Raw genomic sequence first — 20,889 nt, 5'->3', positions numbered from 1 at the left:
GCGCGGGATCAGGTCAGTTGAGGACCGCGATGCCGTCCGTGGTGACCGTCGGACGACCCGACGTGCCGACGACCACGATCTTCAGGGTGTGCTGGGCCGCGCTGCTCCAGGACTTGGTCCACATCGCCTGACGGTAGGCCGTGGTGGCCGACTTCAGGTCGACGGTGCTCTGCAGGGTGCCGTCGACGTAGATCTGGACCGCGCCCGAGGTGCTGGCGCGCGAGGCGATCCACGCGACCGAACGGCCCTTGAAGGTCCAGGTCAGCGAGGCGCCCTTGGTGCCGGAGCTGGAGGAGTAGCCGCCGAGGTAGCTGCTGCTGGACCGCTTGGTCCAGGTACCGGTGGCCTTCGCCGAGCTCTCCTGGAGCAGGGTGGGCGTCGCGGTGACCGACGCGGTCGCGGTGTTGCCCGCCAGGTCGGTGGCGGTCAGGCCGAACTTGGTGGCCGCCGCCGACTTGGCGGTGGTGGACCAGCTCGTCGAGGTGGCCGTCAGCGCCTTCGCCGTGGGCGAGGTGACGGCCTGGGAGCGCAGGCCGTTGGCGTCGGCCGCCTTCCAGTTCACCGTCACCGGGACGCCCGCCGTGTTGACCGTGCCCTTGCCCAACTGCGCGGTCGGCGCGGTCGGGTAGGTGGGACGCGTGGTGTCGGCGGTCACCGTGACCGCCGCCGAGGTGGCGGTCGTGCCCGAGACGTGGGTCGCCCGCACCTGGACCGTGTGACGGCCCGAGGTCAGCTTGACGGAGGCCGAGGTGGCGGTGCCCGCGACCTTCGCCACGGAGGTGCCGTCCACGAGGACCTCCGCGCCGGAGAGCAGCGAGGTGGGCGTGGACGTGGTCCAGCGCACGGTCGCCGTGGTGCCGGTGACGTACCCGGTGCCCGAGCGGACCGCGCCGGACGGGGTGTCCACGCTGGTGACGCCGACCCCGGCCGGGGGACCGGCCGCGTAGGAGCGGATGGTGGCGAGCTTCGCGTACAGCTGGTTGCCGGGGCAGTCGGTGGCGAAGCCGTTGCGGTGCCCGGAGACGGCGTTCAGGGTGTACGCCTTGCCGAACGTGAAGCCGGAGCTGTCCTTGGAACCCTCGGTGAGGACGCTGGTGCCGGTCGGGCTCACGCCGGACATGCCGAGCTTCCACGCGGCGATCCGGGAGATCGCGGTCACCATGGCCGTGGTCGGGGTGGCACCGGGGATGGTGCTCGCCTTGGAGTCACCGCCGGTGAAGTCGGTGAACGTGCCGATCGCGGCGATACCCATCGAGTCGGTGTTGAACCCGTAGGTCTGCGCGCCGATCACCGGCATCGCCATACCGCCGAAACGGCCTTCGAAGATCGTTCCGCACTTGTCGACCAGGAAGTTGTAGCCGAGGTCGCGCCAGCCCTGGTGCAGGTGCAGGGCGTACAGGCTGCGCACGATCGAGGCCGAGTCGGTGCAGGAGTAGGTGTTGGTGGTGTCGGTGTGGTGGACGAACACCGCCTTCACCGTGTGGCCGTAGTCCGGGTAACCGGTGTCGCGGGCGCACTCGTCCGCACCCCAGCCCGCGCGGGTGACGACCGGGGGAGCGGGCACCTTCGTCGTCGGGGGCTGCGCGGGCAGCGGGCTGGGCATCTTCTGCGGCGCGGCGGAGGCGCTCGCGCAGGAGGGGTACGCGGCCGACAGCGACGGAAGGTAGCCGGGCGCGCTGGGCGCGGTGCTGGTCGGCGGGGCCGTCGAGGTCGGGGCGGTGGGCGACGCCGGGGCGCTCGACGCGGCCGTCGTGCTCTGCGAGGGCTCGACGGTCGGGGTGGGCGGGGGCGTGGTCCCGGGCGGCGTCTCCGTCGCGGAGTCGGAGGGCGCGGGGGGTGCGGGCGTGGTCTCGGCCGGGTCGTCCGACGGGGTCTGCTCCGGGGTGGAGGTGTCGGGGTCGGTCGGCTGGTCCGTCGGCGTCTCCTCGCCGTCGCCGGGCATCGCGTAGGCCGCCGGGTCCATCGCGGCAGTGGAGGAGCCGCTGGAGTCGCTGGCGTCGCTGGCGTCGGTGGAGTCACCCTTGCCGGGGTCCACCAGGTCGACGGTCAGCCCCTTGGGGAGCGCCTTGCCGTCGGCCTTCACCTGCACGCCGTCGGAGGGTCCGGCCCACAGCGGGGCGGTGCCGCCGCGCACTCCGGCCCGGTCGCGCTCGGCCGGGTCCGGCTGCGCGTCCCCGGCGCCCAGCGCCTGCCACTCGGACCACTGGCCCGTGTCCGACGACCGGGTACGTACCCGTACCGTCCCGTCGAGCCGGACGCTCGGGTCCTGCCAGCTCACCGCCAGCATCCGGAACGCCTTGGTCGAGCGGGCCGCGAGCGCGCGCTCGCCCGACGAGCCGGTCAGGTCCAGCGAGTTCACCGAGGTGTGCACCACGTGCGGCCCGTCAGCCGCGGTGTCGGTGCCCGACGTGGCGCGGACGGCGACGACCGCGCCCGTCCCCGCCACCAGCACGGTTCCGGCCGCGAGCCATATCTTGGCCCGTCTCCCCCGCGGCGCCCGCGCGCCGCCAGCCTCTGTTCTCATGTCCAGCCTCTCCCCTTGCCGCCACCGGCGGCCCGTGCGCACACTCGCGTCACGTCCAGCGGATCGTAGAGCCGGGCGTGGAGCCGGTCACAGCCGGGGGCGGATAAGGGGAGACCCGGCTTCACGGCTTCTGGCGTGGGCGAGAATGGACGACATGAGTCTGTTCCGCGACGACGGCATCGTGCTGCGCACCCAGAAGCTGGGTGAGGCGGACCGGATCATCACCCTGCTCACCCGTGGCCACGGCCGGGTGCGGGCGGTGGCGCGCGGCGTGCGGCGCACGAAATCGAAGTTCGGGGCCCGGCTGGAGCCCTTCTCCCACGTCGACGTGCAGTTCTTCGCGCGGGGCGGCGAGCTGGTCGGGCGCGGGCTGCCGCTGTGCACCCAGAGCGAGACGATCGCGCCGTACGGCGGTGGCATCGTCACCGACTACTCCCGCTACACCGCCGGGACCGCCATGCTGGAGACGGCCGAGCGCTTCACCGACCACGAGGGCGAGCCCGCCGTACAGCAGTACCTGCTCCTGGTCGGCGGCCTGCGCACCCTGGCCCGTGGCGAGCACGCCTCGAACCTCGTCCTCGACGCCTTCCTGCTCCGCTCCCTCGCCGTCAACGGCTACGCGCCGACCTTCGGGGACTGCGCGCGCTGCGGGATGCCCGGGCCGAACCGGTTCTTCTCGGTCGCCTCCGGCGGCTCGGTGTGCGTGGACTGCCGGGTGCCGGGCAGCGTGGTCCCCTCCCCGCAGACCCTGATGCTGCTGGGCGCGCTGCTTACGGGAGACTGGGAGACCGCGGACGCGGCCGAGGCGCGGCACGTCCGCGAGGGGAGCGGCCTGGTGTCCGCCTATCTGCACTGGCACCTGGAGCGGGGTCTGCGCTCCCTGCGCTACGTAGAGAAGTAAGCAGCGAAACAAGCAGCAAGCACGGCTGAGGAGACGAGAAGCATGGTCGTACGCGGATTTCTGGGGGGCCGGCGCCGGGAGTACCAGGCACCGGAACCGCACCCGTCCGGCGCCCGCGCGCCGAAGCTTCCCGGTGAGCTGGTCCCCGAGCACGTGGCGATCGTCATGGACGGCAACGGCCGCTGGGCGAAGGAGCGGGGGCTGCCGCGCACGGAGGGGCACAAGGTGGGCGCCGAGCAGGTGCTCGACGTGCTCCAGGGCGCGATCGAGGCGGGCGTCCGCAACATCTCGCTCTACGCCTTCTCCACCGAGAACTGGAAGCGGTCGCCCGAAGAGGTCCGCTTCCTCATGAACTTCAACCGCGACTTCATCCGCAAGTCCCGCGACCAGCTCGACGCGCTGGGCATCCGGGTGCGGTGGGTGGGCCGCATGCCCAAGCTGTGGAAGTCGGTCGCCAAGGAACTCCAGGTCGCGCAGGAGCAGACCAAGGACAACGACCTCCTCACCCTGTACTTCTGCATGAACTACGGCGGCCGCGCCGAGATCGCCGACGCCGCCCAGGCCATCGCCGAGGACGTCAGGGCGGGGCGCCTGGACCCGGCCAAGGTCACCGAGAAGACCATCCAGAAGTACCTGTACTACCCCGACATGCCCGACGTCGACCTCTTCCTCCGCCCCTCCGGCGAACAGCGCACCTCCAACTACCTTCTCTGGCAGAGCGCCTACGCCGAGATGGTCTTCCAGGACGTCCTGTGGCCCGACTTCGACCGCCGCGACCTGTGGCGCGCCTGCGTCGAATTCGCCTCCCGGGACCGCCGCTTCGGGGGCGCGGTGCCGAACGAGGAGCTGCTGGCGATGGAGAAGGCTATGCAGGGGGACGACTCGGCGTCGTAGGGGGCGCGGGGGTAGGACGGGGCTTGGGCTGGCGGGGCGAGGGTGCCCGTCAGGCCAGGCCAGGCTCGGCGAAAGCACTGAGAACGCACTGCTGCGGCCCGTAGACATGCAGGTCAAGCAGTGTGCTCCCCGCGCGTGCGGGGATGGTCCCAGGCGCCGGTGGCGGTGGCGGACGGGGACAACCTGCTCCCCGCGTGTGCGGGGGCGGAGCGTGTCGGCCCTTCGGAGCTGCCGCCTACTCAGCGGAGCGCCCCCGCGCAGTCCGCGCAGGTGCCGAAGATTTCCACCGTGTGGGCGACATTGACGAAGCCGTGCTCCGAGGCGATGGCCTCGGCCCACTTCTCCACGGCCGGGCCCTCCACCTCCACCGCCTTGCCGCAGGTGCGGCAGACGAGGTGGTGGTGGTGCTCGCCGGTGGAGCAGCGGCGGTAGACGGACTCGCCGTCCGAGGTGCGCAGCACGTCGACCTCGCCCGCCTCGGCGAGGGACTGGAGGGTGCGGTAGACGGTGGTGAGCCCGACCGAGTCGCCCTTGTGCTTGAGCATGTCGTGGAGATCCTGCGCGCTGCGGAACTCGTCGACCTCGTCGAGGGCCGCCGCCACCGCCGCGCGCTGCTTGGTCGCGCGGCCCTTCACGGGCGGTCCAGCGGTCGTCACCGGGTGCCTCCTCATGTCTGCGCCTCTGACCGGGCCATTGTGCCAGCCCGCAGGGCGGGCGGTCAGACGCCGAGCCCGCCTCCGGCGGTTCTGAGGTGTACTCGGCCGGGGGTGCACCCCTTGCACAGGCGCCCGGTCGGGGCAGCCGGTGAGCCGCGGGCGTGAGTCAGACGCCGACCTCGTCCCCCGCCGTCCGCGTGGCCGGGATCGCGCACTCCACCGGATCTCCGGTGACGCGGTTCGCGCGGGCTCGGCGGCGTGCCAAGGGGGTGGCGAGCGCGGTCATGACGGCGAACGCGGCGATGGTCAGCAGGACGATCGTCGCGCCCGGCGGAACATCCTCGTAGAACGACGTGATCGTGCCGCCGATCGACACCGTCACGCCCAGCGCGACCGATATGGCGAACGTCGCCGCGAAGCTGCGGGTGAGCTGCTGGGCGGCGGCCACGGGAACGACCATGAGCGCCGAGACGAGGATCAGGCCGACGACCCGCATCGCCACGGTGACCGTGACGGCCGCGGTGACCGCGACGAGCAGGTTCAGCGCCCGCACCGGCAGCCCGGTGACCCGCGCGAACTCCTCGTCCTGGCTGACCGCGAACAACTGGCGCCGCAGCCCCAGCGTCACGGCGACCACACACGCCCCCAGCACGATGATCGCGACCACGTCGGACGGCGCCACCGTGGACAACGAGCCGAAGAGGTACGAGGTGAGGTTGGCGTTGGAGCCGCCGGGCGCGAGGTTCACGAAGAGCACACCGCCCGCCATGCCGCCGTAGAACAGCATGGCGAGGGCTATGTCGCCACGCGTCTTCCCGTACCAGCGGATCAGCTCCATCAGTACGGAGCCCGCCACGGAGACGAGGGTCGCCATCCACACCGGCGAGGAGTTCAGCAGGAAGCCGAGGCCGACGCCGGTCATCGCGACGTGCCCGATGCCGTCGCCCATCAGGGGCTGACGGCGCTGGACGAGGTAGATGCCGATCGCGGGGGCGATGATGCCGACCAGGACGGCCGCGAGCAGTGCCCGCTGCATGAAGGCGTAGTTCAGGAAGTCCATCAGCTCAGCAGTCCCGTACGGATCGGTTCGGCGCCCTCGTGCGGGTGCACGTGGTCGTGGCCGGGCAGGGCGTGCTGGCCGACGGCCTTCGGCGGCGGCCCGTCGTGCAGCACGCAGCCGTCGCGCAGGACGACCGCGCGGTCGATCAACGGCTCCAGCGGGCCCAGTTCGTGCAGCACCAGCAGGACGGTGGCCCCGGCGGCGACCTGCTCGCGCAGGGTCGACGCCAGCACCTCCTGGCTGGCGAGGTCGACACCGGCCATCGGCTCGTCCATGATCAACAGCTCGGGCTCGGAGACCAGCGCGCGGGCGATCAGCACCCGCTGGTGCTGGCCCCCGGAGAGCGCGGTCACGGAGTCCTTGGCGCGGTCCGCCATGCCGACCAGCTCCAGGGCGCGCGCCACCGCCTCCCGGTCCGCCTTGCGGAAGCGGCCGAAGCGGGTGCGAGCCAGCCGGCCCGAGGACACGATCTCGGAGACGGTCGCCGGTACGCCCCCGGCGGCGGAGGTGCGCTGGGGGACGTAGCCGACGCGGGCCCAGTCCCGGAAGGAGCGCAGAGGCGTACCGAACAGCTCGACGGCGCCCGAGGTGGCGGGCACCTGCCCGATGGCGGTGCGCACGGCCGTGGACTTGCCCGAGCCGTTGGCGCCGAGCAGCGCGACGACCTCACCGGAGCGGACGGTCAGGTCGATGCCACGCAGCACCGGCCGCCCGCCCAGCTCGGCCCGTACGTCCCGCAGGGCGAGCACGGGCGCCGACTCCCGCTCTTCGGTGGTCACTTGGCCCCCAGGGCACTCTGAAGGGCCTTGAGGTTGGCCCGCTGGACGGCGAGGTAGTCCTGGCCGCGCGACTTCTTCGTGATGCCCTCGATCGGGTCGAGCACGTCGGTCCGTACACCCGCGTCCCCGGCGACCGTCTTCGCGGTCTTGTCGCTGACCAGCGTCTCGTAGAACACGGTGGAGACCCCGTCCGCCTTGGCCAGCCTCTGGAGGTCCCGCACCCGGGCCGCGCTCGGCTCCGACTCGGGGTCGAGCCCGCTGATCGCCTCCTCGGTGAGGCCGTAGCGCTCGGCGAGGTAACCGAAGGCGGCGTGGGTCGTGATGAAGACCTTGGAGCGGGTGTGCGCCAGGCCGTCCTTGAAGTCGGTGTTCAGCTCGTCCAGCTGCTTCACCAGGGCCGCGGTGTTCCTCTTGTAGTCCGCGGCGTGGTCCGGGTCGGCCTTCTCGAAGGCCCGGCCGACACCCTGGGCGACCTCGGCGTACCGCACCGGGTCGAGCCAGATGTGCGGGTCGTTGCCGTCCGCGCTCTCGTGGTCGTGGCCCGCGTGCTCCTCCTGGTGCCCGGCCGCGTGGCCGCCGACCTCGGTGCCGTGCTTCTCCAGCGTGGTCAGCGTGGCCGCGTCGATCTTCGTCCGCACCGGCGACTGCTCCACCGCCTCGTCCACCGAGGGCTGGAGCCCCTTCAGGTAGAGGACGGCGTCGGAGCGCTCCATGCTCCCGATCTGCCGCGGGCTGATCTCCAGGTCGTGCGGCTCCTGGCCCGGCGAGGTCAGCGTGGTCACGTGCACGTGGTCGCCGCCGATCCGCTCGGCGAGGAAGGCCATCGGATAGAACGAGGCGACGACGTCGAACTTGCCCGTGTTCCCCGAAGCGGCGCTGCTGTCCGAGCAGGCGGACAGCGTGCCCAGGCCCAGTGCGGTGACGGCCGCTATCGCGGACCCGGATATGAGGCGTCGTCGTACGTTCATGACAGTCATTTTCAACAAAGTTGGAAACGATTGTCAACAAGCTCGACGGCGGGAGCTCACGACACGGATTCTCCGGGTCGGCTTGGTAAGGGTTCGGGCGGGCTTCGGCGGCTTCGGGAGGGGGGTCGGCGGGGGCCGATTTGGCCGAGGGGGAGCATGCGCCGGTAACCTGAATCATTCGCTGGAAGCATCTCGCTTCAACGCCCGTCGTCGTAATGAAGAGAGCACCGTGGCCGCCGACAAGATCGACACCATCGTCAGCCTGAGCAAGCGCCGTGGCTTCGTTTTCCCCTGCAGTGAGATCTACGGCGGACAGCGTGCCGCCTGGGACTACGGACCGCTGGGTGTCGAGCTCAAGGAGAACATCAAGCGTCAGTGGTGGCGCTACATGGTGACGTCCCGCGAGGACGTGGTCGGCATCGACTCGTCCGTCATCCTGGCCCCCGAGGTCTGGGTCGCCTCCGGTCACGTCGCCACCTTCACGGACCCGCTGACCGAGTGCACCTCGTGTCACAAGCGGTTCCGCGCGGACCACCTGGAAGAGGCGTACGAGGAGAAGAAGGGCCACGCCCCGGCGAACGGCCTGACCGACCTCAACTGCCCCAACTGCGGCAACAAGGGCACCTTCACCGAGCCCAAGCAGTTCTCCGGTCTGCTCTCCACCCACCTCGGCCCGACCCAGGACTCCGGCTCCGTCGCCTACCTGCGTCCCGAGACCGCCCAGGGCATCTTCACCAACTTCGCCCAGGTGCAGACCACTTCGCGCCGCAAGCCGCCCTTCGGCATCGCCCAGATGGGCAAGTCCTTCCGCAACGAGATCACGCCCGGCAACTTCATCTTCCGGACCCGCGAGTTCGAGCAGATGGAGATGGAGTTCTTCGTCAAGCCGGGCGAGGACGAGGAGTGGCAGGAGTACTGGATGCAGCAGCGCTGGAACTGGTACACCAACCTCGGCCTGCGCGAGGAGAACATGCGCTGGTTCGAGCACCCGAAGGAGAAGCTCTCCCACTACTCCAAGCGCACCGCCGACATCGAGTACCGCTTCTCGTTCGGTGGCTCGGAGTGGGGTGAGCTGGAGGGTGTCGCCAACCGCACGGACTACGACCTCGGCGCTCACGCCAAGGCGTCCGGCCAGGACCTCTCCTACTTCGACCAGGAGGCCGGCGAGCGCTGGACCCCCTACGTCATCGAGCCCGCCGCCGGTGTCGGCCGCACCATGCTGGCCTTCCTCCTCGACGCCTACACCGAGGACGAGGCGCCCAACGCCAAGGGCAAGATGGAGAAGCGCGTCGTGCTGCGCCTCGACCACCGCCTCGCGCCGGTCAAGGTCGCCGTGCTCCCGCTCTCCCGCAACCCCGAGCTGTCCCCGAAGGCCAAGGGTCTCGCCCAGGCGCTGCGCCAGAACTGGAACATCGACTTCGACGACGCCGGTGCCATCGGCCGCCGCTACCGCCGCCAGGACGAGATCGGTACCCCCTTCTGCGTGACCGTCGACTTCGACACGCTCGAGGACAACGCCGTGACCGTGCGCGAGCGCGACACCATGAAGCAGGAGCGGGTCTCCCTCGACCAGATCGAGGGCTACCTCGCCGCCCGTCTGATCGGCGCCTGACCTTCGCATTTCCGCCCACCCTCCTGCCCGGTCCCCCGGGTCGGAGGGTGGGCTTTTTCGTGTTCGGACGGGGTCTACCCGGAATTCACTGACAAGTAACAGATGACAGATATTGAATTCTGTCAGTCCACGTGCCAGGCTGGACGCATGACGATCCCCACGCGAAATCTCGGAAGCACAGGACCCCAGGTCTCCGCCCTCGGACTCGGCTGCATGGGCATGTCGGGTATGTATGGAGAGGCGGACCGCCCGGAGGCCGTCCGCACGGTGCACGCCGCTCTGGAAGCGGGCGTCACCCTTCTCGACACCGGCGACTTCTACGCCATGGGTCACAACGAAATGCTGGTCGGCGAGGCCCTGCGCACCGCCCCGGCCCACCTCCGCGACAACGCGGTGCTGAGCGTGAAGTTCGGCGCCCTGCGCGACCCGGACGGCGCCTGGCTGGGCTTCGACGGCCGCCCCGCGGCGGTGAAGACCTTCGCCGCCTACTCCCTCCAGCGCCTCGGCGTGGACCACATCGACATCTACCGCCCCTCCCGCCTCGACCCGGACGTCCCCATCGAGGAAACGGTCGGCGCCGTCGCGGAACTGGTGGAGAAGGGATGGGTGAAACACATCGGCCTCAGCGAGGTCGGCCCCGACACCATCCGCCGCGCCGCCGCCACCGCCCCGATCTCCGACCTCCAGATCGAGTACGCGCTGATCTCGCGCGGCATCGAGCGGGAGATCCTCCCCACCCTGCGTGAGCTGGGCATCGGCGTCACCGCCTACGGCGTACTCTCCCGCGGCCTGCTCTCCAACCACATCTCCGCCGACCGCGACTTCGCCGCCACCGACTTCCGCGCCTTCTCGCCCCGCTTCCAGGGCGACAACTTCCGGCACAACCTGAGCCTGGTCGACTCCCTCCGCAAGATCGCGGAACAGAAGGGGGCCACGGTCGCCCAGATCGCCATCGCCTGGGTCCTCGCCCAGGGCTCCGACATCGTGCCGGTCATCGGCTCCCGCACCCGCGAGCGGCTGTCCGAGGCGCTGGGCGCACTGGACATCACCCTCGATCCGGCCGACCTCGCCGCCATCGAGGAGGCCGTCCCCGCCGACGCGGCGGCAGGCGAGCGGTACGCGCCCGCGCAGATGGCCATGCTGGACAGCGAGCGATGAGCCGGAACCGGTGACCGGCGCGCCGGGTACGGTCTAGGCATGGCAGCGACCGAGACTCTGACCGCCGAGCGCATCCTCGAAGCGACCGAGGAGGTGCTGCGCCGCCACGGCCCGGCCAAGGCCACCGTGGTCGACGTGGCCCGCGCTCTCGGCGTCAGTCACGGCAGCGTCTACCGCCACTTCCGCACCAAGGCGGCGCTGCGCGAGGCGGTCACCAAGCGCTGGCTGGACCGCACCTCGGAGCGGCTCGCGGTCATCGCCGGCGAGGAGACCCCCGTCGAGCAGCGGCTGCGGGACTGGCTCGCCACCCTGTTCGAGGCCAAGCGGCACAAGGCGGGTGACGATCCCGAACTGTTCGCCACCTACAGCGTGCTGGCCGAGGAGAGCGGGGTGACGGTCGGCGAGCACATCACCGACCTCACCGCCCAGCTCGCCCGGATCATCGGGGCCGGGACCGAGTCCGGCACCTTCCGTGCCGCGGACCCGGCCGCCGAGGCCCGCGCGGTCTTCCAGGCCACGGCCCGTTTTCACGACCCCTGTTACGCCCGCGAATGGCAGCAGCCCGGTATCGAGGAGGACTTCAAGGTGATCGTGGACCTGCTGATACGTGGGCTGGGCGCTCCCGCCAGGCCATGAGCCGCGTCGGGCCGTGAGCCGCGTCGGGCCGTGATCCGTGTTGGGCCGTGGTTCCCGTCAGGCCGTGACCCGCGTCAGGCCGTGACTCGCGCAGGCCGTGACCCGCTTCAGGCCGTGACCCGCGTCAGGCCGTGACCCGCGCGGGCCGCGAGCCGCGTCGGGCCGTGACCCGCGTCAGCGGTGAGCCGTGTTGGGCCCTGGTTCCCGTCAGGCCGTGACCCGCCAGAAGTCCCGCATCACCGCGGGTGGGGTCGGGCCGGTCATCGCCACCTGGGTGAGCAGCACGGTCACCTTGCCGGTGGACGGGACCAGATGGGCGGCGGTGCCGGTGCCACCGACCCAGCCGTAGCGGCCGGGCACGTTCCACGGTTCGGTGCGGTCGATGTCGACCGAGCCGCCGTATCCCCAGCCCTGGCCCTCCAGGAAGAGCGGGCTGCCCTTCCGCTGGTCCGGGGCGAGCTGGTCGCTGGTCATCCGGGCTACCGACTCCGGTGAGAGCAGCCTGCGGCCACCGCTCTCACCGGCCGCTTCACCGCCCGCCAGCAGCATCCGGGCGAAGGCCAGGTAGTCGTCGGCGGTGGAGACCAGGCCGCCTGCGCCGGAGGGGAAGGCGGGGAGCTGGTCCCAGCCGCTGTCGAAGGTTTCGGCCACGTTCAGGGTGCCGTCGGGACCGGGCTGATAGGCCGTCGGCAGCCGGTGCAGGTCCCGTTCCGGCACGGAGAAGCCCGTGTCCGTCATGCCGAGTGGTTCGAAGATCCGCTCGGCCAGGAAGTCCGGCAGTGTCCGGCCCGTCGCCCGGGCGATCAGGGCACCTTGAAGATCGGAGGAGGTGTTGTAGAGCCAGGCTTCACCGGGCTGGTGGAGGAGCGGCACCTTGGCGAGGTCGGCCAGCAACTCGTCCATGGCGGGCACCGCGTGCGGAGCGAAACCGCCGCGCTGGAGCTCGAACAGCGGAGCCACGGCGGGCAGCGAGAAGTCCGGCGGGAACCCCCACCCGCACCGCGAACTGAGCACGTGCTCCACGGTGATGGGCCGCTCGGCCGGCACCACGTCGCCCACCGGCGACTCTGGCGTCCGCACCACCATCGGCGCGGCCAGCTCGGGCAGCCACCGCGCCACCGGGTCGTCCAGCCCGACCAGGCCCTCGTCGACGAGCATCATCAACGCGGCGGCGGTCACGGGCTTGGTGATGGAGGCGAGCCGGAACAGCGAGTCCCGCTCCAACGGCACGGTCCGCCCGGTGTCCGTGTGCCCGACGGCCACGGCCTCGATGTCGTCCCCATGGGCGACGAGGCCGACCGCGCCGGGCAGGCTCCCGTCGTCCACGTACCTGCGCAGGGTCTCGTGCAGTGCGGTCATGGGGCTGGCCTTCCGGTCGGCGCGGGTCGTCATGGGGTACGACTCCCACGGCGCCGTGGATTCATCGCCGGGCGGGGTCCAGCGTCGCCTGATGAGCCTCGGCCAGATGCTCCGTCGCCGGGTGCTCGTCCGTCGGCGTCCAGGGCAGGTGCCGGGTACCCCGGCGCCAGCCGCAGGTGCCGCAGCCGAAGGTCCGCTGGAGTCCGGCCCGCACCACCCGTACGACGTGTTCCCGGCCGTGCCGGTCCCACCGGCGCACGCTGGTGCCGATTCTGCTGTCGGTCATGCCCGGAGTGTGCGGCACGCGGGGCGGGGTGAGGGGCGGAAGTCCGGGTGGGAACTCTCACACGGGCCCGGCTCAACCCACCTCGCGAGGCAGGCGCAGGCTCAGCAGGCCGGTGGCGAGGATCGCCGTGAGCTGGGTGAACAGGGCGATCAGCAGGGCGTCCCGCATGCCGAGGTGCGGGACCAGGGTGAGGAAGAGGGCGCCGAGGGTGGCCACGCCCAGGGCGAACGACGCCTGCTGGGTCGTCGCCAGCACCCCGCTGCCCACCCCGGCACGGGCGGCCGGGACCTCGGAGAGCACGATCCGCAGCAGATTGGGGAGCTGGAGCGCCTGACCGGCTCCGGCGACGGCCGCGCCCGGCAGCAGGGTGCCCAGACCCAGGTCCGGCCAGTCCCGCCACACGGCCAGCACGATCAGCAGCACGCCCACGCCCTGGAGCACGGCCCCGGCGCCCACCACCCGCGTTCCGAAGCGGGCGATCAGTCGGGGCCCCGCCAGCGAGACGAGGAGGAAGGAGACCGCCATCGGCGCCAGCGCCAGACCCGCACGTACCGGACCCAGACCCGCGCCCTGTTGGAGGCTCAGCGCGATGACGAACATGAACCCACTGAATCCCAGGCAGAACGGCACCACGATCAGCAGCCCCCGTCGCAGCGACAGGGTGGCGAACAGACTCGGAGGCAGCAGCGGGGTGCGGCCCAGCCGGTCCAGACGCCGCTCCACCGTCCAGAACGCCCACCCCGCCACCGGGAACACCGCCAGCGAGACCCACGTCCACAGCGGCCAGCCCGTGGCGCGGCCCTCGGTGAGCGGGGCGAGCAGCGCCAGCAAAGCCACCGCCAGCAGGACGGTGCCGGGGACGTCGACCGGCTCGGGGTGCCGGGCGCGGGTGTCGGGGACGTGGCGGACGGCGAGGATCAGACCGAGGACGACCACGGGCACGTTCACCAGGAAGATCGAGCGCCAGCCGGTTCCGGCGATGTCCGCCGCGACCAGGACGCCGCCCAGGATCTGGCCCACCACCATGGACAGGCCCGCCGTCGCCCCGTACAGGCTCATCGCGTGGGCGCGGCGGCTACCGGTGGTGGTGGACTGGATGGTGGCGAGCACCTGCGGCAGCATCAGCGCGGCCGACGCGCCCTGCGCGGCCCGCGCCGCGACCAGGCTCCACGCGTCCGGGGCCAGCCCGCACGCCAGCGAGGTCAGCCCGAACGCGGCCATGCCGCCGATGAACAGCCGGCGCCTGCCGAACAGGTCTCCGAGGCGCCCGCCGAGCACGAGGAGTACGGCGTACGTGACGCCGTACCCGGCCACGACCAACTCCAGCAGGGCCTCGCTCGCGGAGAGGTCGCTGCCGATGGCGGGGAGGGCGACGTTGACGATGAAGAAGTCGACCAGGGGGAGCGAGGCGGCCAGCAGGACGGTCACCAGGCCCGCCCCGCTCAGGGAGGGCGCCGCCGCCGGAGCGCGTACGGACGGCGCGGTGGAGAGGGTGGTCTCGGTCATGCCACCGAGCGTGCGCCCGCCGTCAGACGGGTACCAGAGTGTGCCGATGCTGGTACCGGAAGTACCCGCCAACGCCCTCGGCCGGGCCTTGTCCCACCTGCAGCCTGGTGGTGGCGAGCCCTCATCCTGGTGGCAGGAGCACCTGGCAACGGGGTCCGCGCGGAGGCACTCTGGAACCATGACGACCATGGCCCAGGAAAGCGCCGCCCCGGCGGTCAAGGGCGCGGAGATCCGGCGCCATGAACTGGCCGCGTTCCTGCGCAGCCGCCGCGAGCGGATCACCCCCGAGCAGGTGGGGCTGCCGCGCGGGCCCCGGCGGCGTACGCCCGGTCTGCGCCGGGAGGAGGTCGCGCAGCTCTCCGCGGTGGGCGTCACCTGGTACACCTGGCTCGAACAGGCCCGCAACATCCAGGTCTCCGTGCAGGTCCTCGACGCCCTCGCCCGCACCCTGATGCTGGACCCCAGCGAACGCGCCCACCTCTTCCAGCTGGCCGGGGCCACCGACCCGACCCCGGCCGCGATCTGCCCCAGCGTCACCCCTGCGCTGCTCGCGACCCTGCGCCAGATGGAACCGTTCCCGGCCGCCGTGCAGAACAGCCGGTACGACATCCTGGCCTACAACCGCACCTACGCCCGGCTGCTGTGCGACATGGACGCCGTCCCGCCCGAGGACCGCAACTGCGTGCTCCTCGCCTATTCCAACCCCGAGTGGCGCTCCTCCATCGTCCACCTCGACGAGGCCCTGCGGCTGATGGCGGCCCGGCTGCGCGCCTCCATGGCCGGACACCTCGGCGAACCCGCCTGGAAGATGCTGCTCAAGCGCCTCAAGGCGTACCCGGAGTTCCTCGAGCACTGGGAGCGCTACGAGGTGGTCGGCAGCCGGTCCAAGACCAAGGAGTTTCTCAACCGCCATGTCGGCCACCTCACCCTGGAACACACCGACCTCTGGCTCTCCCCGGACCCCGGCCCCCGCATCGTGATCTACCCGCCGAAGAACGAGGAGTCCCGCGAGCGCCTGGAGAAGCTGCACGCGATGGCGCTGGAGAGGTGACTGGAGGAGGGACTGGAGGGGCGAGCGGGCGGGACGACCTGTTCCGGCGCTACTGCCTGCCCGGCAACCGGTACAAGAAGCTCCTGTCTGTGGGTGTCCTGACCGCCGACCGGGAGCGCGCGCTGCGATTGCAGGGCGTTGGTGGACGACGGCCGCCGGGCGTCCTCGGCGGAGCTGGAAGGTCTGCTCGTGGGGGACTGGCGTGAGGTCAGCACCGGGTGCTGGCTCATCGGGTTCGCGCAGCGGTGGGAGTTCCGGGCCGAGCTGCACCGGCGCCTTCGGGCGGGGGAGGCCGGGCGCGCGGCCAAGGGGATGGCGTTCGCGCTGGCCCGGTCGGGGCAGGCCGCCGACGCGAAGGTGCTGGCACACCGTCTGGCGGCCGACCTCGGTGATCCGGCGGACCGTCGCCATCAGCCGTGGGTGCTGGGTGCGCTGCTCGTCGTCGAGGAGCGGCTCGGCCTGGAGCTCTCGGGCGAACTGCTCGCCCCCGACGGACCGTGGGAGCGCTGGGCGGAGGCGAGCACGTTCCACAGCCGGGAGTCCGCCGAGTGGGCACGGCTCGTCCGCCAGTGGGTCGAGCTGGCTGAGGCGGTCTGAGGGCAGACACCCCGTTCGGCCGACCATGTCGGAGGCATGGGCACCGTCGGCAGCCGTGCGCCCGAAGCGGTCCGAGGTCAGGACACCCCCGCGGGCTGGCGTACCTCTTCCGTCCGCAGACGTTCCGCCGTCCGTTCCGCCGTCCGGTGGGCCCAGCGGCCGCTGGTGAGGAGGCCCAGGATCAGGACCGCGGCGCCGCACGCGGCCAGGACCCACCAGCCGGGGCGGGCCGCCGAGACGAAGGTGTCGCGGTACGGGGAGTGGCCGATGCCCGCGGCCAGGATCGCGCCGATGACGGCCACGCCCAGGGTCTGGCCGAGCTGGCGGCTGGTGGACGCGACGGCCGCCGCCACGCCCGCCTGGGCGCGGGGCATGCCGGAGACGGCGGTGTTGGTGATGGGGGCGTTGACGAAGCCGAAGCCGACGCCGAAGAGGACGTACCCGAGGAAGAGGGTGACGTCGGAGGTCTCGGCCTCGAAGAGGGCGAAGAGGAGGCCGCTCGCCGTCATCGCGGCGCCCGCGATCAGCAGGGGCAGACGTGGGCCCCGGCTGCCGACCAGCCGTCCGGACAGCGGGGCGCACAGCAGAGTGGGTACCGCCATGGGCAGCATCCACAGACCGGCGTGCAGGGCGTCGAGGCCGCGTACGTTCTGCAGGTACAGCGTGGACAGGAAGAGGAACCCGCCCAGCGCGGCGAAGGCGCTCACCGCTATCCCGGTCGCCCCGCTGAACGGCGCCGAATGGAAGAAGCGCAGGTCGATGAGGGGTTCGGTGCGCCGGGGCTCGTAGATCAGGAGGGCCAGCAGGGCGGCGAGGGCCACGGCGGCGAAGGGGAGGACCTCGGCGAGGCTCGCGTCGGGCGCCTCGATGATCGCGTACGTCAGTGAGCCGAACAGGGCGATCACCAGCACCTGGCCGACCGGGTCCGGGCGGCGCGGCCGGGGCGCGCGGGACTCGGGGACGAAGCGCAGGGTGAGCAGCAGGGCGGCGAGGCCCACCGGCAGGTTGACCCAGAAGATCGAGCGCCAGCCGACCGACTCCACCAGCAGCCCGCCCGCCAGCGGACCGGCGGCCATGGAGATGCCGACCACCGCGCCCCAGGCGCCGATCGCCCGCGCCCGTTCGCGCGGGTCGGTGAAGGTGTTGGTGATGATCGACATGGCGACCGGGTTGAGCATCGAGCCGCCGACCGCCTGGACCATGCGGAACACCACGAGGAGTTCCAGGTTCGGCGCGAGCGAGCACAGCAGGGAACCGGCGGTGAAGATCACCAGGCCCGCCATGAAGACCCGTTTGCGGCCGATCCGGTCCGCCGTGGACCCCGCCAGCATCAGCAGCGAGGCCAGTACCAGCGTGTAGGCGTCGATTGTCCACTGGAGACCGGAGGTGGTGGCGTGCAGCTCTCGCTGCATCGAGGGCAGCGCGACGTTCAGGGCGGTGTTGTCCAGGCTCACGATCAGCAGGCTCATGCAGCAGATCGAGAGCACCAGCATCCGCCGCCGGTGACTCAGCTCGGGCATGCGTCCCATCGTACGCGCTTCGATAGTGCGGCTAACTAATGACCCCTACATGATCCTTCCCGTCTCCGGGCGCGATCCTTCCCGTCTCCGGGTGTGACCCGTCCCGCCCCTGTGCGTGATCCAGCCCGTAGGGGGGAGGGGCACCGGTGAGGTGAGGGACAATGGACGACGCCCATGCCGTACATCCGTCCCGGAGCCCCCTGATGACCCAGCCGCTGTCCATCGGCCCGCACGCCGTGGTGCCGCCCGTCGTGCTCGCACCCATGGCCGGGATCACCAACGCCCCCTTCCGCACGTTGTGCCGGGAGTTCAGCGGGGGCAAGGGGCTGTTCGTCAGCGAGATGATCACCACGCGGGCGCTGGTCGAGCGCAACGACAAGACCATGCAGCTCATCCGGTTCGACGAGACCGAGAAGCCCCGCTCGATCCAGCTGTACGGCGTCGACCCGGCCACGGTCGGCAAGGCCGTCCGCATGATCGCGGAAGAGGGCCTGGCCGACCACATCGACCTGAACTTCGGCTGCCCGGTCCCCAAGGTCACCCGTAAGGGAGGCGGCTCCGCGCTGCCGTACAAGCGGAACCTGCTGCGGTCCATCCTGCGCGAGGCCGTCTCCGGCGCGGGTGATCTGCCGGTCACCATGAAGATGCGCAAGGGCATCGACGACGACCACATCACCTACCTCGACGCCGGGCGCATCGCCGTCGAGGAGGGCGTCACCGCCATCGCCCTGCACGGCCGCACCGCCGCCCAGCACTACGGCGGCACCGCCGACTGGAGCGCCATCGCCCGGCTGAAGGAGCACGTCCCGGAGATCCCGGTGCTCGGCAACGGCGACATCTGGTCCGCCGAGGACGCGCTGCGCATGGTCCGCGAGACCGGCTGCGACGGTGTGGTCGTCGGCCGCGGCTGCCTCGGCCGGCCCTGGCTCTTCTCCGATCTGGTCGCCGCCTTCGAGGGCCGCGACGACTTCCAGCGGCCCGTGCTGCGCGAGGTCGCCGACGTCATGGTCCGGCACGCCACGCTGCTCGGGGAGTGGCTCGGCGACGAGGCGCGCGGTGTCATCGACTTCCGCAAGCACGTCGCCTGGTACCTCAAGGGCTTCGCGGTCGGCTCCGAGATGCGCAAGCGGCTCGCCATCACCTCCTCACTGGAGGAGCTGCGCACCGGGCTGGACGAGCTGGACCTCGACCAGGCGTGGCCGACCGGCGCCGACGGCCCGCGCGGCCGCACCTCCGGCAACAACCGGGTGGTCCTCCCGGACGGCTGGCTGAAGGACCCGTACGACTGCGCGGGCGTCGGTGAGGAAGCCGAGCTGGACACCTCCGGCGGCTGAGCGACGACGGGGGACACCCCCTAGGGGGTGTCCTCAGGGCCCCTGAGGGTCAGCCCTTCGGGTGGGGAGTCGAGCCGTACGCGGTCAGGAAGCGGTCGCGGAAGAGGTTCATCTTCCACACCGGCGCGTCGTGCGCGGGGCGCAGGCCGTCCGTCCAGTTCCAGTCGCCGATCTTGTCGAGCACCTTCGGGTCCTTGGCGACGATCGAGACCGGTACGTCCCTGCTGGCGTGGTTGCCGCTGACGCGGGCGATGGGCTGGTGGTCGCCGAGGAAGACCAGCACCGTGTCCTTGGAGCCGTACCGCTCCAGCCACTCGGTGAGCGCGGTGACCGAGTACTGGATCGACTTGCCGTACTCCTGGCGGGACTTGGTGGTGTCCGCGATCACGTCGGCCGGGTCGTTGCCCGCCGCCTCGATGCCCTTGAAGACCGAGCCGTCGCCCAGCTGGTCCCAGCCGACCATCTTCGGGATCGGGCCCCAGGGCTGGTGGCTGGAGGTCAGGATCACCTCCGACATCACCGGCTTGTCGTGCTTCTTGCCGTGCACCCGCTGCTGGAACTGCTCCAGCGCGTACTGGTCCGGCATCGTCGACCAGCTGAACTTCGGTCCCTTGTAGCCGAGTTGGAAGGCGTTGTAGACCTTGTCCAGGCCGAAGAAGCCCTGCTCCGGCCATGCCTTCTGGATGCCCGGCATCACGCCGACCGTGTCCCAGGCGCCGGTCTTCTTGAACACCTTGGTGAGGCTGAGGTGGTCGCTCGCCATCACCGTGCGGTAGCGCTGCTGGTTGCTGACCCACAGGCCCGACAGGGTGGTGGAGTGGCCGAGCCAGCTGCTGCCGCCGTAGGTCGCCGAGGTCAGCCAGCCGCTCTTCGCGTGGTAACCCGCCTTCTCCAGCGCCGCGTTGCGGACGGCGAGGGTCTGGTCCACACCGGGTGCCATGATCGGGTCCTCGATCGCGCTGCGGCCGTAGCTCTCGATGAACGTGAAGATCACGTCCTTGCCGCGCAGGTCCGGCACCAGCTGGTCGGGCGGGGTCGCGCCGAACGCGTCCACCCGGGCGATCTTCTGGAACGCGGCCTCGTCCTTCAGCGTGTTGGACACCCGCTGGGTCTGGCTCTGGACGGTGAGGGCCGCGCTGTCGGCGGCCAGCGGTACGCCCGCGAGCTGCACCCCGAAGGAGGAGCAGGTGATCCAGACGACGCCCGCGATCAGGGTGCCCCGCGTCGCGGTGGCCGAGTGCCGGGCGAGGACATCACTCAGGCGCACGACGGCGTAGGCCGAGGAGGCGAACAGCACCAGCACGAGGACGATCAGCCCGGCGGTCGCGGCGAGGGTGGCCGCCCGGCCGAGCGAGTCCTCCAGGTACGACTGCGCGTCGCCCAGCAGGCTCCAGTCCAGCACCAGGTTGAAGGTCCGGCCCAGGTACTGCTTGAACCCCATGTCGAGCCAGTTCAGCACCGTCAGCGCGGCGAGGGCCACGCCGGAGAGCGCGGCCAGCACCACACGGGGCTTCCGGGGCAGCGCGAGCAGTACGGCCGCCCCGACGATCGCCTCACCGGGCAGCCGGAAGAAGCTGGCGGGGCGGACGGCGGCGATGGTGGCGGGCATCACCAGGGTGCAGACGACCAGTACGGCGGCCAGCACGGTGATGGTGCGGGAGAGGAAGCGGGCCCGCCGGGGGTGCTCGGCCCGCCAGCGGGTGAGGCGCGCGAAGCGGGGTGGCTTGGCGGGGGCGCCGGGAGCGCCCTCAGGGGTGGGCTCGGGGCCGGCATGCAGGCCGAGTGTGTCGGCCGCCTCCGCATCGGGGGTTCCCTCAGGGTCGGCCTTCAGATCGGGCGCGTCTGCCGCCTCCGCGTCGGGGGCGCCCTCAGGGGCGGACTCCGCGTCGCGCGCGCCCCCCGCCTTCACCTCCGGGCCCGACTCGGGGACCGGCTCGGGGTCGGCCCCTACCTCCGCGTCCCCACCCGTGTCCGCCGCAGGCGCGCCCGGCCGCACCTCGGTCCCGGCAACAGCCCCCGAAGCGCCGCTCCCGCCCCCGGAACCCAGC

18 protein-coding genes are annotated in these 20,889 nt (G+C 71.5%); 8 read left to right on the top strand and 10 right to left on the bottom strand.

What is annotated here, in order from left to right; translation table 11 throughout:
- Positions 1-13: 13 nt before the first annotated feature.
- Entirely contained in the window at positions 14-2,524 is a 2,511-nt protein-coding gene (locus tag ACIPPM_RS10420; protein WP_401445471.1) for an N-acetylmuramoyl-L-alanine amidase, read from the bottom strand.
- 154 nt (positions 2,525-2,678) lie between these two features.
- On the opposite strand from ACIPPM_RS10420, the gene recO reads away from it, so the two are divergent.
- The gene (gene recO, locus ACIPPM_RS10415) at positions 2,679-3,425 is read left to right on the top strand and encodes a DNA repair protein RecO (protein ID WP_401445468.1); all 747 of its coding nucleotides are present in this window, start codon (positions 2,679-2,681) and stop codon (positions 3,423-3,425) included.
- 42 nt (positions 3,426-3,467) lie between these two features.
- Positions 3,468-4,319 carry an isoprenyl transferase gene (locus tag ACIPPM_RS10410; RefSeq protein ID WP_401445466.1) on the top strand — a complete coding sequence of 284 codons (852 nt, stop codon included), beginning with the start codon at positions 3,468-3,470 and terminating at the stop codon, positions 4,317-4,319.
- Positions 4,320-4,558: 239 nt separating this feature from the next.
- Here ACIPPM_RS10410 and ACIPPM_RS10405 read toward each other — a convergent pair whose 3' ends face one another.
- From ACIPPM_RS10405 to ACIPPM_RS10390, 4 genes are all read right to left on the bottom strand, one after another.
- A complete protein-coding gene (locus ACIPPM_RS10405; protein WP_401445464.1) occupies positions 4,559-4,975 on the bottom strand; it encodes a Fur family transcriptional regulator in 417 nt (138 codons plus the stop codon).
- Between the two features lie 166 nt (positions 4,976-5,141).
- Positions 5,142-6,035, bottom strand: coding sequence for a metal ABC transporter permease (locus tag ACIPPM_RS10400; protein WP_401445461.1), 894 nt, complete (start codon positions 6,033-6,035; stop codon positions 5,142-5,144).
- The gene (locus ACIPPM_RS10395) at positions 6,035-6,814 is read right to left on the bottom strand and encodes a metal ABC transporter ATP-binding protein (RefSeq protein WP_401445458.1); all 780 of its coding nucleotides are present in this window, start codon (positions 6,812-6,814) and stop codon (positions 6,035-6,037) included. The genes ACIPPM_RS10400 and ACIPPM_RS10395 overlap by 1 nt, the downstream gene beginning before the upstream one ends.
- On the bottom strand, positions 6,811-7,782 hold the full coding sequence (locus tag ACIPPM_RS10390; RefSeq protein WP_401445455.1) for a metal ABC transporter substrate-binding protein: 972 nt from the start codon (positions 7,780-7,782) through the stop codon (positions 6,811-6,813). The genes ACIPPM_RS10395 and ACIPPM_RS10390 overlap by 4 nt, the downstream gene beginning before the upstream one ends.
- Before the next feature lie 229 nt (positions 7,783-8,011).
- Between ACIPPM_RS10390 and ACIPPM_RS10385 the strand changes: the two genes are divergently transcribed.
- From ACIPPM_RS10385 to ACIPPM_RS10375, 3 genes are all read left to right on the top strand, one after another.
- Positions 8,012-9,394 (top strand): glycine--tRNA ligase, encoded by a 1,383-nt coding sequence (locus ACIPPM_RS10385; RefSeq protein ID WP_161150485.1) that lies wholly within the window; start codon positions 8,012-8,014, stop codon positions 9,392-9,394.
- A gap of 147 nt (positions 9,395-9,541) precedes the next feature.
- A complete protein-coding gene (locus ACIPPM_RS10380; RefSeq protein WP_401445452.1) occupies positions 9,542-10,552 on the top strand; it encodes an aldo/keto reductase in 1,011 nt (336 codons plus the stop codon).
- A 39-nt stretch (positions 10,553-10,591) separates the two neighbouring features.
- Positions 10,592-11,188 (top strand): TetR/AcrR family transcriptional regulator, encoded by a 597-nt coding sequence (locus ACIPPM_RS10375; RefSeq protein WP_401445449.1) that lies wholly within the window; start codon positions 10,592-10,594, stop codon positions 11,186-11,188.
- Positions 11,189-11,395: 207 nt separating this feature from the next.
- Here the strand turns inward: ACIPPM_RS10375 and ACIPPM_RS10370 are convergent, their stop codons facing one another.
- From ACIPPM_RS10370 to ACIPPM_RS10360, 3 genes are all read right to left on the bottom strand, one after another.
- Positions 11,396-12,547, bottom strand: coding sequence for a serine hydrolase domain-containing protein (locus tag ACIPPM_RS10370; protein WP_401446416.1), 1,152 nt, complete (start codon positions 12,545-12,547; stop codon positions 11,396-11,398).
- Between the two features lie 61 nt (positions 12,548-12,608).
- On the bottom strand, positions 12,609-12,833 hold the full coding sequence (locus ACIPPM_RS10365) for a hypothetical protein (RefSeq protein ID WP_388993357.1): 225 nt from the start codon (positions 12,831-12,833) through the stop codon (positions 12,609-12,611).
- Positions 12,834-12,905: 72 nt separating this feature from the next.
- Entirely contained in the window at positions 12,906-14,339 is a 1,434-nt protein-coding gene (locus ACIPPM_RS10360; RefSeq protein ID WP_401445447.1) for an MFS transporter, read from the bottom strand.
- A gap of 178 nt (positions 14,340-14,517) precedes the next feature.
- Here ACIPPM_RS10360 and ACIPPM_RS10355 point away from each other — a divergent pair, with 178 nt between their 5' ends.
- Positions 14,518-15,390, top strand: coding sequence for a helix-turn-helix transcriptional regulator (locus ACIPPM_RS10355; RefSeq protein WP_401445445.1), 873 nt, complete (start codon positions 14,518-14,520; stop codon positions 15,388-15,390).
- 141 nt (positions 15,391-15,531) lie between these two features.
- A complete protein-coding gene (locus ACIPPM_RS10350) occupies positions 15,532-15,987 on the top strand; it encodes a DUF6000 family protein (protein ID WP_401446413.1) in 456 nt (151 codons plus the stop codon).
- Positions 15,988-16,064: 77 nt separating this feature from the next.
- Here ACIPPM_RS10350 and ACIPPM_RS10345 read toward each other — a convergent pair whose 3' ends face one another.
- Complete coding sequence (locus ACIPPM_RS10345) at positions 16,065-17,507, bottom strand: MFS transporter (RefSeq protein ID WP_401445443.1); 1,443 nt, start codon at positions 17,505-17,507, stop codon at positions 16,065-16,067.
- Positions 17,508-17,710: 203 nt separating this feature from the next.
- Here ACIPPM_RS10345 and dusB point away from each other — a divergent pair, with 203 nt between their 5' ends.
- Complete coding sequence (gene dusB / locus ACIPPM_RS10340; protein WP_401445441.1) at positions 17,711-18,841, top strand: tRNA dihydrouridine synthase DusB; 1,131 nt, start codon at positions 17,711-17,713, stop codon at positions 18,839-18,841.
- Between the two features lie 49 nt (positions 18,842-18,890).
- On the opposite strand, the gene ACIPPM_RS10335 is transcribed toward dusB, so the two are convergent.
- The gene (locus ACIPPM_RS10335; protein ID WP_401446410.1) at positions 18,891-20,450 is read right to left on the bottom strand and encodes a CDP-alcohol phosphatidyltransferase; all 1,560 of its coding nucleotides are present in this window, start codon (positions 20,448-20,450) and stop codon (positions 18,891-18,893) included.
- Positions 20,451-20,889 lie beyond the last annotated feature (439 nt).

It is taken from the genome of Streptomyces sp. NPDC090119 (assembly GCF_044747085.1).
Lineage (GTDB): Bacteria > Actinomycetota > Actinomycetes > Streptomycetales > Streptomycetaceae > Streptomyces.
This window is presented reverse-complemented; position numbering and strand designations above follow the sequence as displayed.

What these genes read in the sequence shown, in the direction of transcription:
- ACIPPM_RS10400 (WP_401445461.1), bottom strand. Translation starts at nt 6,035, where the DNA reads ATGGACTTCCTGAACTACGCCTTCATGCAGCGGGCACTGCTCGCGGCC.
- ACIPPM_RS10335 (WP_401446410.1), bottom strand. Translation starts at nt 20,450, where the DNA reads ATGCCCGCCACCATCGCCGCCGTCCGCCCCGCCAGCTTCTTCCGGCTG.
- ACIPPM_RS10380 (WP_401445452.1), top strand. Translation starts at nt 9,542, where the DNA reads ATGACGATCCCCACGCGAAATCTCGGAAGCACAGGACCCCAGGTCTCC.
- dusB (WP_401445441.1), top strand. Translation starts at nt 17,711, where the DNA reads ATGACCCAGCCGCTGTCCATCGGCCCGCACGCCGTGGTGCCGCCCGTC.
- ACIPPM_RS10410 (WP_401445466.1), top strand. Translation starts at nt 3,468, where the DNA reads ATGGTCGTACGCGGATTTCTGGGGGGCCGGCGCCGGGAGTACCAGGCA.
- ACIPPM_RS10370 (WP_401446416.1), bottom strand. Translation starts at nt 12,547, where the DNA reads ATGACCGCACTGCACGAGACCCTGCGCAGGTACGTGGACGACGGGAGC.
- ACIPPM_RS10365 (WP_388993357.1), bottom strand. Translation starts at nt 12,833, where the DNA reads ATGACCGACAGCAGAATCGGCACCAGCGTGCGCCGGTGGGACCGGCAC.
- ACIPPM_RS10390 (WP_401445455.1), bottom strand. Translation starts at nt 7,782, where the DNA reads ATGAACGTACGACGACGCCTCATATCCGGGTCCGCGATAGCGGCCGTC.
- ACIPPM_RS10355 (WP_401445445.1), top strand. Translation starts at nt 14,518, where the DNA reads ATGACGACCATGGCCCAGGAAAGCGCCGCCCCGGCGGTCAAGGGCGCG.
- ACIPPM_RS10360 (WP_401445447.1), bottom strand. Translation starts at nt 14,339, where the DNA reads ATGACCGAGACCACCCTCTCCACCGCGCCGTCCGTACGCGCTCCGGCG.
- ACIPPM_RS10375 (WP_401445449.1), top strand. Translation starts at nt 10,592, where the DNA reads ATGGCAGCGACCGAGACTCTGACCGCCGAGCGCATCCTCGAAGCGACC.
- ACIPPM_RS10420 (WP_401445471.1), bottom strand. Translation starts at nt 2,524, where the DNA reads ATGAGAACAGAGGCTGGCGGCGCGCGGGCGCCGCGGGGGAGACGGGCC.
- ACIPPM_RS10345 (WP_401445443.1), bottom strand. Translation starts at nt 17,507, where the DNA reads ATGCCCGAGCTGAGTCACCGGCGGCGGATGCTGGTGCTCTCGATCTGC.
- recO (WP_401445468.1), top strand. Translation starts at nt 2,679, where the DNA reads ATGAGTCTGTTCCGCGACGACGGCATCGTGCTGCGCACCCAGAAGCTG.